15 protein-coding genes are annotated in these 15081 nt (G+C 68.8%); 5 read left to right on the forward strand and 10 right to left on the reverse strand.

Features of this window, described 5'->3' with window-relative positions; translation table 11 throughout:
• Positions 1-39: 39 nt before the first annotated feature.
• The 4 genes from iolG to iolE all read right to left on the reverse strand — a co-directional run bounded on the left by iolG (position 40) and on the right by iolE (position 3167).
• Positions 40-1032 (reverse strand): inositol 2-dehydrogenase, encoded by a 993-nt coding sequence (gene iolG / locus C7I84_RS08415; RefSeq protein ID WP_106771715.1) that lies wholly within the window; start codon positions 1030-1032, stop codon positions 40-42.
• Positions 1033-1048: 16 nt separating this feature from the next.
• The gene (locus tag C7I84_RS29975; protein ID WP_165816028.1) at positions 1049-1222 is read right to left on the reverse strand and encodes a hypothetical protein; all 174 of its coding nucleotides are present in this window, start codon (positions 1220-1222) and stop codon (positions 1049-1051) included.
• Positions 1223-1452: 230 nt separating this feature from the next.
• Positions 1453-2265: an SDR family oxidoreductase gene (locus C7I84_RS08420; RefSeq protein WP_106771716.1), complete on the reverse strand. Its 813-nt coding sequence runs from the start codon at positions 2263-2265 to the stop codon at positions 1453-1455.
• A gap of 2 nt (positions 2266-2267) precedes the next feature.
• Complete coding sequence (gene iolE, locus C7I84_RS08425; RefSeq protein ID WP_106771717.1) at positions 2268-3167, reverse strand: myo-inosose-2 dehydratase; 900 nt, start codon at positions 3165-3167, stop codon at positions 2268-2270.
• A 384-nt stretch (positions 3168-3551) separates the two neighbouring features.
• Between iolE and C7I84_RS08430 the strand changes: the two genes are divergently transcribed.
• From C7I84_RS08430 to C7I84_RS08445, 4 genes are all read left to right on the forward strand, one after another.
• Positions 3552-3830 (forward strand): hypothetical protein, encoded by a 279-nt coding sequence (locus tag C7I84_RS08430; protein WP_106771718.1) that lies wholly within the window; start codon positions 3552-3554, stop codon positions 3828-3830.
• Complete coding sequence (locus C7I84_RS08435) at positions 3830-4795, forward strand: hydroxyacid dehydrogenase (RefSeq protein WP_106771719.1); 966 nt, start codon at positions 3830-3832, stop codon at positions 4793-4795. The genes C7I84_RS08430 and C7I84_RS08435 overlap by 1 nt, the downstream gene beginning before the upstream one ends.
• Positions 4785-5909 carry a Gfo/Idh/MocA family protein gene (locus C7I84_RS08440; protein WP_106771720.1) on the forward strand — a complete coding sequence of 375 codons (1125 nt, stop codon included), beginning with the start codon at positions 4785-4787 and terminating at the stop codon, positions 5907-5909. Before C7I84_RS08435 ends, C7I84_RS08440 begins: the two co-directional genes overlap by 11 nt.
• Before the next feature lie 126 nt (positions 5910-6035).
• Positions 6036-7100: a hypothetical protein gene (locus tag C7I84_RS08445; protein ID WP_106771721.1), complete on the forward strand. Its 1065-nt coding sequence runs from the start codon at positions 6036-6038 to the stop codon at positions 7098-7100.
• A gap of 25 nt (positions 7101-7125) precedes the next feature.
• Here the strand turns inward: C7I84_RS08445 and C7I84_RS08450 are convergent, their stop codons facing one another.
• The gene (locus tag C7I84_RS08450) at positions 7126-7836 is read right to left on the reverse strand and encodes a glutathione S-transferase family protein (RefSeq protein ID WP_106771722.1); all 711 of its coding nucleotides are present in this window, start codon (positions 7834-7836) and stop codon (positions 7126-7128) included.
• A gap of 101 nt (positions 7837-7937) precedes the next feature.
• Between C7I84_RS08450 and C7I84_RS08455 the strand changes: the two genes are divergently transcribed.
• Entirely contained in the window at positions 7938-8831 is an 894-nt protein-coding gene (locus tag C7I84_RS08455; RefSeq protein ID WP_106771723.1) for a LysR family transcriptional regulator, read from the forward strand.
• 230 nt (positions 8832-9061) lie between these two features.
• On the opposite strand, the gene dhaL (C7I84_RS08460) is transcribed toward C7I84_RS08455, so the two are convergent.
• The 5 genes from dhaL (C7I84_RS08460) to C7I84_RS08485 all read right to left on the reverse strand — a co-directional run bounded on the left by dhaL (C7I84_RS08460) (position 9062) and on the right by C7I84_RS08485 (position 15056).
• Positions 9062-9712 carry a dihydroxyacetone kinase subunit DhaL gene (gene dhaL, locus C7I84_RS08460; RefSeq protein ID WP_106771794.1) on the reverse strand — a complete coding sequence of 217 codons (651 nt, stop codon included), beginning with the start codon at positions 9710-9712 and terminating at the stop codon, positions 9062-9064.
• Positions 9713-9766: 54 nt separating this feature from the next.
• A complete protein-coding gene (locus C7I84_RS08465) occupies positions 9767-11833 on the reverse strand; it encodes a bifunctional sugar-binding transcriptional regulator/dihydroxyacetone kinase subunit DhaK (protein ID WP_106771724.1) in 2067 nt (688 codons plus the stop codon).
• 574 nt (positions 11834-12407) lie between these two features.
• On the reverse strand, positions 12408-13049 hold the full coding sequence (gene dhaL, locus C7I84_RS08475) for a dihydroxyacetone kinase subunit DhaL (RefSeq protein WP_106771725.1): 642 nt from the start codon (positions 13047-13049) through the stop codon (positions 12408-12410).
• 12 nt (positions 13050-13061) lie between these two features.
• Positions 13062-14069 (reverse strand): dihydroxyacetone kinase subunit DhaK, encoded by a 1008-nt coding sequence (locus tag C7I84_RS08480; protein WP_106771726.1) that lies wholly within the window; start codon positions 14067-14069, stop codon positions 13062-13064.
• A gap of 39 nt (positions 14070-14108) precedes the next feature.
• Positions 14109-15056 (reverse strand): carbohydrate kinase family protein, encoded by a 948-nt coding sequence (locus C7I84_RS08485; protein ID WP_106771727.1) that lies wholly within the window; start codon positions 15054-15056, stop codon positions 14109-14111.
• Positions 15057-15081: the final 25 nt, after the last annotated feature.

Consider the following 15081-nt stretch of genomic DNA (forward strand, 5'->3'; position numbering starts at 1 on the left):
GGGGAGCGGCCGTCATCGTCCGTCCTCCCGCGCCCGATGTCAGACCGCGACGGCCCGGCCGGTGGCGGCCGATTCCACCGCGCAGTCGGCGAGCCGCAGCGCCTGGCGGCCGTCATGCACAGTGACCGGCATCGGCTGCCCGTCGACCACCGCGTCGATGAAGGCGTCGAGCTCCAGCCTGTAGGCGTCGGCATAGCGCTCGAGGAAGAAGTTGAGCAGCGGCTCGCGAACCTCCGTGGCGGTGCTCGACCAGCGGCGGATGGTGGAAGGGCGCAGGTTCTCGTTCATCACCATCCCCCGGGCGCCGTAGATCTCGAAGCGCTGGTCGTAGCCGTAGACCGCCTCGCGGCAGCAGTTGATGTGGCACTGCTTGCCGGACGCCGTCTTCATCTGCACCATGACCGTGTCGTAGTCGTCGAGCTCGTCGAGCGTCGGGTCGACGAGGCGGCTGCCGACGGCGGAGACCTCGACCGGCTCCTCGCCGAGGAACCAGCGCGCCATATCGAAATCGTGGATGGTCATGTCGCGGAAGATGCCGCCGGAGCTGCGCAGATAGTCACGCGGGGCTAGTCCCGGGTCGCGGCTGGTGATGACCACCTGCCGGACGTCGCCGATCTCGCCGTCGTCGATCGCCTTGCGCAACTGCCGCGCGGAGGGATCGAAGCGGCGGTTGAAGGCGACCATGACACGGGCGCCGAGCCGGCCGATCTCCTTCGCGGCCATGTCGGCGCGCGCAAGGTCGAGGTCGACCGGCTTCTCGCACAGCACCGCCTTGCCGAGTTTTGCCGCGTGCAGCATCAGCTCCACATGGGTCGGCGTCGGCGTGCCGATGACGATCGCATCGACGTCGGCGCGTTCGATCGCGGCGATCGGATCGGCGAGCGGGGCGGCGCCCCATTCCGCCGCGAGGGCGGCCGCCGCCGCGTCGACCGGGTCGGCGACGGCGACCAGCCTGCTCCGCTTGTTCGTGGCTGCGTTCGCCGCGTGGATCTTGCCTATCCGTCCGGCGCCCAGAACGGCTATTCCCAGCATGGAAGTTCTCCTGGTTTCAATGGCGAGTTGCTCCCGGCTTGCGGGTAGAAGTCGCAGACGGGGAGGTAATTGCATCCCGCCAGTATTTGTACTGTCCGGCATTCTCCCCGGCGACGAGTTGCGTGCCCGTGTCGATCACCTCGTCGACGGTCTTGCCCGCCTTGATCAGCGTCCACTTGTCGCCGAGCACTTAGCCGGCATCGACGTGGAATTCACGCCATGCAATGCGATGATCGCCCCGAAATATTTCGAAATGCCCTTCGCTTCGAGAAGCGGAGCCGGAGCAGCGTCAGCCAATCCCACTCAACTCCCCAGGTTGGAAAGTCGGCCGGCGAGTTTGTTGCAACGACTTTTCCCTCCACATCAATTGCGCAATATTTAGTGCATCCCTGCATGGCTCTGTCAACGGCGAAGCCGCATTCAGAGCTTCATCGGGCCATCCGGCACCGGCATGCCGCCGGCTGCCGCGCCCCAGACCGTCTGATCGTAATTGACGATGGCGCCCGTCATCAGGCCGGCATCGTCGGAAGCCAGGAAGTTGATCGCGCGCGCCGCCTCCTCGGGATCGATCAGCCGCCCGAACGGAAGGTTCGCCGCAGCCTTGGCTTCCCAGTCGGGATCGCCGGAGCGCGCCTGCAGCGCTCGCTCGTTGTCGGACGACATCCAGCCGACGTTGAGCTGGTTCACCCTGATGCGGTTGGCCGCGACGGAGAAGGCGGTATTGGCGGTCAGCGTCGTCAGCGCGCCCTTGGAGGCGCAATAGGTGTTGATGAACGGCTGGCCGGAAAGCGCCGAGATCGAGCCGATGTTGACGATCGCACCCTCGATGCCGTCGCGGATCATGCGGCGGATCGCCTCCTGCATCAGGAAATAGGGGCCGCGCACATTGACAGCGAACATGCGGTCGAACAGCTCCGGCGAGGTGTCGAGGATGGTGCCGCGATCGGTCATGCCGGCGGCGTTGACAAGCACATGCACCTTGCCGAACAGGCGGTCCGTCTCGGCCATGACCTTGCGGCAATCCTCGACGCTGCCGACGTCGGCGGCGACGAAATGCGCGGCAACGCCGATGTCGCGGGTGATCGCCTCGGCCACCGCCCCGCCCTTCTCCGCATTGCGGCCGAGCACCACGATGCCCGCCGCGCCGGCTTCGGCGAAGCGGCGTGCGACCGCCGCGCCGAGCCCCTGGGTGGAGCCGGTGACGACGCAGATCTTCCCATCCATGCGGTTCATGCTCACCCCTCCACCGTATAGCCAGACGCAGCCATGACGCGCAGCAGCTCGGCATGGCCGATCCGCGCCATCTCCAGCGGCGGGCTCTTCAGCGGGTCCTGCTCGGCCTCGACGACGAACCAGCCCTCGTAGCCGTAGCCCGCCAGCTTTCTGACGATCGCGACGAAGTCGAGCGAGCCGTCGCCCGGCACGGTGAAGGCGCCCTTCACCACCGCGTCGAGAAAACTCTCCTTCGTCCGGTCGAGGCCGTCGATCACGGTCCGGCGCACGTCCTTGGTGTGGACATGGGAGATGCGCCTGTGGTGCCTGTCGATGACGCGAAGCACGTCGCCGCCGGCGAAAGCCATATGGCCGGCATCGTAGAGCAGCGGCAGTCCCTCGCCGGAATGCTTCATCAAAAGCTCGACGTCCTCCTCCGACTCGATCGGCGCAGCCATGTGGTGGTGATAGGAGATCGGCATGCCCTGGTCGGCGCACCACTCGCCGAAGGCCGTCATCTTGCGGCCGTAGGCCTTGATCTGATCCTCGTCGAGGCGCAGCCGCGTGGCGAGCGGCGCGTTGCGGTCGCCCTGGATGGTGCCGGCGGTCTCGCCGTAGACGATGCAGGGCGCGTCCATCGCCTTGAACAGCGCCATCTGCGCCGCGATGCGGTCCTTCTCCGCTTCGATGTCGCCGTCCAGCAGGCGTCCGGAGAACCAGCCGCCGCACACCTGGATGCCATGCGCTGTCAGGATGGGGCCGAGCTCGTTCGGATCGAGCGGAAAGCGGCGGCCCGTCTCGATGCCGGTGAAGCCGGCCTGGCGGGCCTGCAACAGGCACTCCTCCAGCGAGACGTCGTCGCTGAGTTCGGCGAGATCGTCGTTCCACCAGGCGATGGGCGCGATGCCCAGTTTGGCTTTCATGTCAGGTCTCCGCTTCGACAAGGTGACGGGACGATACTAGAGCCGAATACGATCAGGAATGGATCGGCACTCCGCCTTTTGGCGCATGATCTTTGTCTGAAACGCCTGCAACTTCCGGGATCATGCCCCAGCCTCCAACTGCCGGCGCGGCGAAGCGGGGGAGGCCTAAGCCCTCACCGCGCCGGCAGAGCGCCCCTGCGGGCAGTGCCGGCCAAAGCCGGACGGGAAAGTCAGACCCCGACGCGTTGACGTGGGCGTCCCACCTGCGCCGCATGCGCGGCACGGATTCCCGCCCCCCGCGACGATTTTCTCGATTCCTACAGAATGATTATTGACAGTGCAATTCGATCGCAACGATCATTGCAAAAATCCTCGGAGGATTAGATGTTGCGCATTGCCGTCGTCGGCTGCGGTCGCATCGGCAGGATGCATTCGGCGGACATCGCTGCGCGCCCTCGCGCCTCGCGGGCTGACGCCCGGCACGCGGCGGCCGACGAGATGATCAGCCGCAAGGCGGCAGCGGCCCGCGCCATCCGCTGGGGTTTCGAGATGGCCACCGTACCCAACGACGTGCGCATGCGCGCCGCCACGGCGGAGGCGAGCGTCAGGAAATTCACCGCGCTGGCCGGCGACGAGGCGACGGGCGGCAAGGGAGGCTACTGATGCCGCATGTGCTGGTCGCCGGAAAGATCCACCCGAGCGGGATGGCGCTGCTCGAGGGCGCCCCCGATGTCACCTACGACTATGTCGAGGCGGTATCGGAGCCGAGTTATGCGCCGCTGATTTCCGCCGCCGACGGCCTGGTGATCCGCACGCAGCCGCTTTCGGCCGCCACGGTGGCGCGGGCGGAAAGGCTGAAGATCGTGTCGCGCCACGGCGTCGGCTACGATGCCGTGCACCTGCCCTCGCTCAACGCGCGCGGCATCGCGCTGGCGATCGTCGGCGACGTCAATTCGGTGTCGGTGGCCGAGCATGCGATGATGCTGCTGCTTGCCGCCGCCAAGCGGGCGCTGCCGGCCGACCGTTCGGTGCGGCAAGGCGACTGGAGCTGGCGCGGCCGGCTGGAGCCGGTCGACCTCGCCGGAAAGCACCTGCTCATCGTCGGCTACGGCCGCATCGGCCGGCATCTGGCGCGCATGGCCGCCGCCTTCAGAATGGAGGTCAGGGCGCACGACCCCTATCTCGAACGGTCCGGCTGGCCGGACGGGCCGGCCTTGCCGGCCAGGGATCTGCCGGCGGCGCTCGCCTGGGCCGATTTCGTGTCGCTCAACGTGCCGAGGACCGAGCGGCCGCTGATCGGCGCCGCCGAGCTCGCCGCCATGAAACCCTCCGCCATCCTGGTCAACGCCGCGCGCGGCGGCCTGGTCGACGAGGCGGCCCTTGCCGAGGCGCTGCGCGCCGGCCGCATCGCCGGCGCCGGCCTCGACGTGTTCGACGACGAGCCGCCGAAGCCGGACAATCCGCTGCTCGCGCTCGACCAGGTGGTGCTGACGCCGCACATTGCCGGGCTCAGCGCCGAATGCGGCGAGCGCATGGCGATCTCTGCCGTGCAGAACGTGCTGGATTTCTTCGCCGGCCGCATCGATCCTGCCCTTGTCGTCAACGGAGCCTACCTCAATGGCAAGTGACAAGCCGCCCCTGCGCCTCGGCCTGATCGGCACCGGCTTCATGGGCAAGACCCATGTGTTCGGCTTCACCACCGCGCAACGGGTGTTCGACCTGCCGTTCGAGATCGTGCTGCACGCGATAGCCGACCGCACCGAAGCGTTGGCGGCGGACGCCGCACGCACGCTCGGCTTCGAAAAATCGAGCGGCGACTGGAGGGCGCTCGTCGCCGACCCCGAGATCGACCTGATCGACATCACCGCGCCCAACGCCTTTCACAAGGAGATGGCGCTGGCGGCGATCGCGGCGGGAAAACACGTCTATTGCGAGAAGCCGCTGGCGCCCTCCGCGCAGGATGCGCGGACGATGGCGGAGGCGGCCGAGAAGGCCGGCGTGAAGACGCAGGTCGGCTTCAACTATCTGTGCAACCCGATGCTCGGCCTGGCGCGCGAGCTGATCGCCGGCGGCGAGCTCGGCGAGATCCGCAGCTATCGCGGCGTCCATGCCGAGGACTACATGGCCGATGCGGACGGCCCCTTCACCTTCCGCCACGACCCGGCGGGCGGCGGCGCGCTCGCCGACATCGGCAGCCATGCGCTCGCCACCGCGGAATACCTGCTCGGGCCGATCAGCGCGGTGACGGGCGAGTGCATCACCGTGATCGGCGAACGCCCCGACGGCAGGGGCGGACGGCGCAGCGTCGAGGTGGACGACATCGGCCGCGCCTTCCTGCGTTTCGCCAGCCGCGCCACCGGCTGCATCGAGGCCAACTGGATCGCCATGGGCCGCAAGATGCAGCACGATTTCGAAGTCTACGGCAGCAAGGGCGCGCTGGTCTTCAGCCAGGAGCGCTTCAACGAACTCCACTTCTACAGCGCCGCCGATCCCTCCGGCCGGCGCGGCTTCCGCAGGATCGAGGCCGGGCCGGACCACGAGCCCTACGGCCTGTTCTGCGTGGCGCCCGGCCACCAGCTCGGCTTCAACGACTTGAAGGCGATCGAGGCCGCCCGCTTCCTCGAGGCGATCGCCGGCAGGCGGCCGGAACCGTTCGGTTTCCGCGCCGGCCAGCGCGTGCAAGAGCTGGTGGAGGCCATCCAGCGCTCCTCGCGCGAAGGCGTCCGGGTCCGGGTGGGCTAAGCTCGCGGCGGTGCCGACGCGAAGGTCCGTCCGGGCGCCACGAGACTGCATCGAGGCGGCGGGGATGCTTTTCCATTCGATCTTCCGCTAGAAGGGTGCCCGGACGAGGCGCCCGGGGAGAGACCGATGGACACGATCGAGGCAGAGGGCATCACGCTTTCCTTCCGGCCGGAGGGCGGGGTCATCGACGGCCTCGTCATCGCCACGGAGACGGGCGACCTGCGCCCGCTGCACCGAGCACCGTGGCTGGACGGCGGCGAGGTGCTGCCCGACCATGTGGCGCCGGTCGAGCGGCGGCTCGCCGGCGACTTCTTCTGCGCACCGTTCGGCGATGCCGGGCCGGACGTGCCGATCCATGGCTGGCCGGCCAACGGCACCTGGGAGAGCGCCGGCACGGTCGCGCGGACGGGCGGGACGGTGACGGCACGCTACCGCCTGCGCGAGACGGTCGAAGGCGCGCGGCTCACCAAGGAGATCGCGCTGCGCGACGGCCATCCGGTCGTCTACCAGACCCATGTCTTCGAGGGCGGTGCCGGAAAGATCCCGGTGGCGCACCATGCCATGCTGCATGTTCCGGGCGGCGCACGGCTCAGCTTCTCGCCCAAATCGGCGGGCAGGACCCCCTCCGGCGCGCCGGAGCCCGATCCGGCCCGCGGCCGCTCCATCCTCGCCTACCCGCAGCGCTTCGCGTCGCTTGCGGCGGTGCGGCGGGCCGACGGCGGCGTCACCGATGCGCGCCTCTATCCGTTCGACGGTGGACACGAGGATCTGGTGGCGCTGTCGGAAATGCCCGGCACCGCGATCGGCTGGACGGCGGCGCTGGCGGCGTCCGGCGGCTTCCTGTTCTTCGCCGTCAAGGATGCGCGGGCCCTGCCGCACACCGTGCTGTGGATGAGCAATGGCGGCCGCAGTTATTCCCCCTGGAACAGCCGGCACCGGGCGGTGATCGGCATGGAGGAAGCCGTCGTCGGCTTTCATCTCGCCGGCGGCGGCGATACCGACGGCCTGCCGACCGGGCTGACGCTCGGCGACGGCAAGACGACGGCGATCCGCTATGCCTTCGGCGCCATCGCCGCGCCGCAAGGCTGGACCGAGGTGGGCGACATCCAGATCGCCGCCGACACGATCACGCTGACCGACGTCGGCGGCGATGCACGCGTCCTGCCGTTCGACGGCGGGCACTTCAGGTGATCGTTCCGGCGGCGCCCGGCCGGGCTCAGGCGTAGGCCGCGCCAAGCCGCTCCAGCGCCTCGTCGAGGCCGACATGGCCGCGGAAGCCGCCGGCGCCGCGCGCCTCCTCGCCACGCTCGATCGCATGGGCGAACCGCACCGCCGGATCGGCCTCCAGGCGCTCGAACAGGCGCTGCAGCCCCGGATAGTCCTTGCGGTCGATGACGTCGTGGTATTTCGTCCAGCGGGCGATGCCGGCGAAATAGGCGTCGGCCAGCGTGCGGCTCTCGCCCAGGAGCCAGTCGCTCGCGCCGAGCATCCGCTCCAGATCGGCGTGCACCTTGTGCAGGTTGGCGGCGCCGTAGGACCGCAGGGCCTTCTTCTCGCCGCCCTCCAGCTCGTGCTCGAGTGCGTACCAGAGCGGGCTGAAGCCGTTGAAGAGGCTGGTGTTCAGATAGGCGATCATCTGGTTGAGACGGTCGAAGCCGGGTGTGCCCTGCGCAAAGGCGAGGCCCTTGCCGACGCCGTGTGGGGCGAGATGGTTGAGGATCGCCATGCTTTCCGAGATCAGCCGGCCGTCGGCGGTCATCAGCGTCGGCGTCTCGCCGACCGGGTTGATGCGGCGGTAGCGCCCGCTCTGCACCGTTTCGGGCATCTCGATGCGGCTGAGCCTGTAGGGAATGCCGAGCCATTCGAGCGCCACGATCGAGCCGAACGAGCAGCCCGAAGGGATGCCGTAGAAAAGGATGGGTTCCATGTGCCGTCTCCTTGGTTGTCGATGACGGCAATATGGCTGTATGGACTTTGAACCTGTAGCGGGGCATTATGCGCTTCAAAGTCCACATATATGGACATTGCATGTACAACCTCAACGATCTGGTGATTTTCGTGCAGGCTGTCGAGACGGGCGGATTCGCGGCGGCGGGGCGGCGGCTCGGCCTGCCGAAGTCCACCGTCAGCAAGCGGGTGGCCGAGCTGGAAGCGGCGCTGGGCGCGCGGCTGATCCACCGCACCTCGCGCAGCTTCGCGCTCACCGAGCTCGGCCGCGATTTCCATGACCACGCACGCGCCGCGGTCATCGAGGCCGAGGCGGCCGAAAGCGTGGTGCGGCGGCGGCTGGCGGAGCCGAGCGGCGTGGTGAAGATCACCACCTCGGTGCCGACGGCGCAATTCCAGCTTGCCGACCGCTTGCCGGCGCTGGCGCGCGCCTATCCGAAGCTCGAAGTGCAGCTTCACGTCACCGACCGGTTCGTCGACCTCGTCCAGGAAGGTTTCGACATCGCAGTTCGCAGCCATTTCGGACCGCTGCCCGATTCCGGGCTGGTGCAGCGGCGGCTGGGTACCGAACCGATCATCCTGGTGGCCGCGCCCGGCTATCTCGCAGGGAGAGGCGAGCCGAGACAGCCCGACGCTCTCGCGGAACACGACGGCCTGCTCGTCGGCCCCTCGGCAAGGCAATGGCGGCTGAGGCGGGCCGACGACGCCGTCGAGGTGACGCCGGTCCCGCGCTTCCTGGCCGATGAATCCGTGGTGCTGCTCGGCGCCGCTACTGCGGGGCTCGGCATCGCCTGCTTGCCGGAGACCATCGCCGCGCCGGCCATCGGGCGGGGCGAGCTCGTGCGGGTGCTGCCCGAATGGACCGCCGGCTCGGTCACCACGACGATCCTCACGCATCACCGCCGCGGGCAATTGCCATCGGTGCGGGCCGTCATCGATTTCCTGGCGGGGCGAGGTGAAGCGGAAGTGGGGTGACGCAGCGAATTTTGACCGCTGAAGCCCCCCTCTCCGTCTCGCCCTTCGGGCTCACCTCTCCCCCACTTCGTGGGGGCGAGGAACCCAGGCTGGAGAGGCGCCGGCATCGCGGCAGCGGTTCCTCGCCCCCACGAAGTGGGGGAGAGGTGAGCCCGAAGGGCGAGACGGAGAGGGGGTATTTGGCAACAGCCCCAAAGGTCAAGACCGTGGGCAACCAGAGCGTTGCGAACTCATCCCTCGCAAAAGGCATCCCGCATGGCGCCGAGGATGCAGACTGCCGAGGCGGCGCCCGGATCCATGTGGCCCAGCGAGCGCGGGCCGACGCGGGCGGCGCGGCCGCGCGTTGCCACCATGGTGCGCGTCGCGTCCGCCCCGGCCTGCGCCGTCTGGAGTATTTTCGCCCATGCCGCGGCTTCCGGGTCGCCGCGTGCCGCGGCGTCCGCCGCCGCCTCGGCCGCCGGAATCCAGACGTCGAGCATGGTCTTGTCGCCGCGCTCGCCCTTGCCGCGGTCGCGGATGCCAGATGCGATCGCGCCGAGCATCGCCGCCTGGCCGGCCAGTCCCAGCGTCTCCTCCTCGCGGTCCGCAAGAGCCTGCGCGGCCCGCTTGAAGGCCGTGGCATAGAGGGGGCCGGTGGAAGCGCCCACGGCGTTCAGGAAGGCGGTGGCGGCAACCGACAGCACGTCGGCCGGCATGGTCCGGTCGAGATCGAGCCTGGCGAGCGCGCCGTTCACGGCGAGGAAGCCGATAGACATGGTGATGCCATGATCGGCATCGCCGATCGCCCCGTCCAGTTCGGACAGGCGATCCTTCTCGCGCTCGATAACGGCCGAGATCAGGTGAAACATCCTGATCAGGCGGCGCGCCCCGTTGCCCGGCATATTGGCCTCCACTTCTCCTCCTCCAGCGGACGCATTCAAACGCGTCTTCCCATGCTAACCGACGCGGAGGAAAGCAGTCTCACACGGATGGTTCAACAGCGAGTCCAATTCGTCGTCCAGATGCAGGATGGTGATCGACGCCCCGGTCATGTCCAGAGACGTGCAATACGGCCCGACCCAGTTGGCCGCGATGTCGATCCCCTTGGCGGACAGCCGCTGCTCGACGCGCCGGTAGAGGATGTAGAGCTCCATCAGCGGCGTGGCGGTGAAGGAATTGACCAGCACGGCGACGCGGTCGCCGCGGCCGGCGGTCATCTCGGCGAAGATCCGGTCCATCATCGCGTCGGTGATCTCGTCGGCGGTCTTCATCCGCTCGCGCGCCACGCCCGGCTCGCCGTGGATGCCCATGCCGATCTCCATCTCGTCGGCGCCGATCTCGAAACTCGGGCGCCTGGTCTGCGGCAGCGAACCGGGTTCGAGCGCGACGCCGACGGTGTAGGTGCGGGCATTAGCCCTGCGCGTCACCGCCTCGCAGGCCTCGAGGCTCCAACCGAGATCGCAGGCGGCACCGGCGATCTTGAAGACGAACACATTGCCGGCCACCCCGCGCCGCCCGTCGCGGTCCTCCACCGGCGAGGACGCGATGTCGTCGGTGGTGAGCACGGTACGGACCTCGATGCCCTCCTCCTCCGCCATCTCGGCCGCCATCTCGAAATTCATGACGTCGCCGGCATAGTTGCCGTAGACGAACAGCACGCCGCGGCCGCGCGACGCGGCCCTGGCGCATTGCAGGATCGGATCGGGCGGCGGCGAGGAGAAGACGTTGCCGACGGCGACGGCATCGGCCATGCCCCTGCCGACATAGCCGAGGAAGCACGGCTCGTGGCCGGAGCCGCCGCCGACGACCAGCCCGACCTTGCCGGGGCGCGGGCCGTCGCGGGCGACCAGCGCCCGGTGCGAGCCGCCGATCGGCGCGATGTGCTTGCGGTGCGCTGCCACCGCTCCCGCCAGCATCTCCTCGATGACATCCTGCGGGTCGTTGATGAATTTCTTGACGTGGCTGCGATAGGTGTTGGGCAGCGTCTCCGCCTTCGGCCGCTGCACCAGCTTGTCGTCGATGCCGGCCATGCCGTCGGCCTTGAGGATGCCGCGCGCCGTCGCCGCGTCGGTCACCAGGATGCTGACATAGCCGCCGCGCAGCGCGGCGAGGATGGCCGGCACCTTGTCGAAGCCGCCGGCGACCGCGATGCGCATCGGGATCGCCTTCAGCGCATCGAGCGAGATGCCGATGGTGCGCTGCTCGAGCGGCCCGGCGACCGGCTGGCCGCGCTCGTCGATGAAACGGCCGGCGATCACCCCGACGGCGTTCTTCGCCAGATAATCCTGCAGCGACACGCTCTCGAGCAGGCCGCTCATATGGATGGTCGAATTGGGCCGCAGCGACGAGATGCCGAAGACGACCCTGTTGGCTTCGGCAAGCGTGGCGAACTGCTCCTCCAGCAGCGGCTCGGCGAGCAGCAGCCTGGCGATCTCGGGCGAGCTCACCAGCATCGGCGCCATGATGCTGACGCAGCGGCCGCCGACCGCGTCGGCGAAGGCGGCGGCGCAGAGATCTGGCGTGTAGTCGGTCCTGCCGGCAGTCCCGCCCGTCGCCTGGACGACGGTGACGTCATGCAGGCCGGCGACCTTGGTGTTGCGGCCGACCGCGAGCACCGTGCGGCCCCACACCACGGCCAGCGTGTCGCCCGACTTGAGCAGCTTCCGCATGGCCTGGCCGCCAGCGATGCCGAGCCGGTCGATCAGCGAACGCGAACTGCCGTCGCTGGGCACCACCAGGCAGTCGCGCAGGCCGAAATGCCGCTTCAGCTCCTGCGCGAGCGTCAGTGAGGCCAGACGGGCGGGGTCGAGCGTGATGTTGACGATGCCGCGCTCGCGGGCGTCGGCCAGGTAGGCGTTCACCGTGGCGCGCGAGATGCCCATGGCCTCGGCGATGTCGCCCTGGGTCATGCGCTCTTCGTAATAGAGCCAGCAGGCCCAGACCAGGGGATCGTCGCCGTAGCGCAGCGGTATGGGGACGGGAGCTTCCGCCGTCCCGGCGCGCGCCGCCTGCTTTCCCCTCATCGCCACTCCCCTCGCCCGGCACGGGAGCCGCCGGGCAGTCGCTTTTGCGCGCAAGCATGCGCCCGGCGCGCGGGGCGATCAACAGGGGTGGGGCGGAGCTCTGAACCTGGGCCGAAGCTCGGTTCGTCGACCCCCTCACTGCCTCCCCCTCGCCAAGCTCGGGATCGGCACCTCTCCACCGTTGGACGGGAACGACCGCATGTGAGTATACCCCCACCCCTAACCCCTCCCCACAAGGGGGAGGGGGACTGGCTGGCATCACCGCAAGGCCTCAATCGTCGACGGTTTCGCGCGGCATGGCGGCCGCAAAGTCCCCCTCCCCCTTGTGGGGAGGGGTTAGGGGTGGGGGTGCGAGGCGGCGAAGGTTCTCGCCGATTGCCGTATGCGATCGCCCTACCCGTCGATCGACGAAGAGATGTCGAAGGCGCAGTCAGAGGCGGAGTCGATGGCGAGTTCCGGCATGCGCATGGCCGCCGCCGGCCGATCGCACCGCGTCGGCAAAGACAGGCTGCCGTGGCATCGCTCCCGAGCATTCCGACCGTCCGCAAAAACCGTCCCGGTCGCGCGACGGGGCCTAGCCGGCGAGGCTTTCCGCCATCACCGCGACGACGATCGCCGCCGACGCCGCCCCTGGGTCGACATGGCCGAGCGAGCGCTCGCCGAGGCGCGAGGAGCGGCCCTTGCTGGCTACCATGCCGGCGGTCGCGGCGGCGCCTTCCTCCGCGGCCTTGCGCGCGGCGGCGAACACCTCGGCCGCCGGCTTGCCGGCCTCGCGGCCGGCGGCGGCCGCGACGGCGGCCGGCTGCCAGGCATCGATCATGGTCTTGTCTCCGGGCTCGGCCTTGCCGCGATCCTGGATGCCGCGCGCCATCGCCTCGATGATCGCCGGCGCCTCGTCGGCGGCGATCGCGTCCTTGCCCTTGAAGGCGGCGCCGGCGCGCATGAAGGCCGTGGCATAGAGCGGCCCGGAGGACGCGCCGACCGCGTTCAGGAAGGATTTCGCCGCCGTGTTGAAGACGTCGGTCGGAGAGATGGCGGCAGGGTCGAGCGCGTCCAGCGCCCTGGCGACGGCGCCGAACCCCTGGGCCATGGCGATGCCGTGGTCGGCATCGCCGATATGGCCGTCGAGCTCGCAGAGAAAGCCCTTCTCCGCTTCGATGCGCTCCGACAGCGCCCGGAACATTTTTATCAGATCCGCCGATGTGAGTGCCGACATGGGGATAGCCTTCTACTTGACCTGGAACATCGCGCAGTCGCAGGGATGGTCGAGCATCCGCTGCAACTCGTCGTCGAGATGGATCAGCGTGATCGAGGCACCCGCCATTTCGAGCGAGGAGCAATAGGTGCCGACGAAGGTGCGGTGGGTCTCGATGCGGGCGTCGGCGAGGCGGCGGTGGACGCGGCGGTTCATGATGTAGAGCTCCATCAGCGGCGTCGAGCCCAGCGAGTTCACCAGCACCGCCACCTTCGAGCCCTTGGGCGCATCCATCTCGGCCAGCAGCTGGTCCATGATGCGGTCGACGATTTGATCCGCGCTCTGCAGCGGCTCGCGGGCGATGCCGGGCTCGCCATGGATGCCCATGCCGACCTCCATCTCGTCCGGTCCCATCTCGAAGTTCCACTTGCGGGTCTGCGGCAGCGAGCAGGCGCCGAGCGCCACGCCGATGGTGAAGGTGCGGTCGTTGGCCTTGCGGGCGATGCGCTCGCATTCGTCGAGCGACAGCATCATGTCGCAGGCCGCCCCAGCCGCCTTGAAGACGAAGAAATTGCCGGCGACGCCGCGCCGCTTGTGCCGCTCGGCGGGCGGCGCCGAGGCGATGTCGTCGGTGGTCAGCACGGTGCGGACCTCGATGCCGTCCATGCCGATCATCTCGGCGGCCATGTCGAAGTTCATCACGTCGCCGGCATAGTTGCCGTACATGTAGAGCACGCCGGCGCCGCCGTCGGCAGCCTTGGTGCATTCCATGATCGGATCGGGCGGCGGCGAGGCGAAGACGTTGCCGATGGCGGCCGCGTCGGCCAGGCCCTTGCCGACGAAGCCGACGAAGCTCGGCTCGTGGCCGGAGCCGCCGCCGATCACCAGCCCGACCTTGCCGGGGCGCGGGCCATTCTTCGCGACGAGGGCGCGAAGGTTGCCGCCGACCGGCCGCAGCGTGTCGGAATGGGCGGCGAGGATGCCCTCGACCATCTCGTCGACTGCGTCGTCACCATTGTTGATGATCTTCTTGGTCTGCATCAGAACCCGTCCTCCTGCCTTCGCCGCAATGCCGAACCGTTACTGTTGTCGCACAGGGCAGGTCTTCATGAAATCCAGAGTATGTTCGAAAGAGCGGATGCCCGCGTCCGAGCCGAGCCCGGTGGCGACCAGCGCGGCGGAAGCCTGCGCGAAGGAGATCGCGGCCTCGGTATCCATCTGGTGATGCAGCGCAGTGACGAAGCCGGCGTCGAAGGCGTCGCCGCAGCCGGTGGTGTCGACCACCTGGATGTCATAGGCCGGCCGCTTCAGGCGCGTGCCGTCGGCATGGGCGTAGAAGGCACCCTCGCCGCCCAGCGTGAAGACGCAGCACTGCACGCCGGCGTCGATGAACCAGCGCGCCGCGTCCTCGGCCGTCTTCTGGCCGGACATGACCGTCGCCTCCTCCACCGAGGGCATGAAGTAGTCGATGTAGGGCAGCAGCGGCCGGATCAGGCCGATGGTCTCGGCGGTCGCCGCGATCAGGTCGAAGGTAACGGTGCAGCCGCGCCGCTTGGCCTCTTCCAGCAGGACGCGGCTCGGCTCTCCGTCCAGCCGCCGCAGCAGCCCGGTGCCGCCGAGATGAACGATGCGCGGGGCCAGCACGCGGTCGTAGTCGGAGGGCGGCACGTCGAAATGGTCGGAGGCGCCGCGCACATGCAGCGCCGGCCGCTCGCCGTTGCGGCGCACGTTGAGGATGGTCGCCGAGGACGGCACGCCGGCGATGCGCTGCATGGCCGAGGTGTCGATGCCGAAGCGCTGCATGGTGGCCAGCATGAAGTCGGCCTTTTCGTCCTCGCCGACGGCGCCGACCGCCAGGCAGTTCAGCCCGAGCTTGGCGAGGTCGACCACGGTGCCGCCGGCAGTGCCGGCGACGGTCAGCCGGATCTCGTCGATGAACTCGACATTGCCGCCGGCGGGGATGGCATCGACCGGGCGTCCGAGGATGTCGAGGATGTAAAGTCCGACGACGGACACGTCATGAACCATTTTGGACCTCCCTGGCCTGTTGTCG

The organism is Kumtagia ephedrae, assembly GCF_003012745.1.
GTDB classification, from domain to species: Bacteria; Pseudomonadota; Alphaproteobacteria; order Rhizobiales; family Rhizobiaceae; genus Kumtagia; species Kumtagia ephedrae.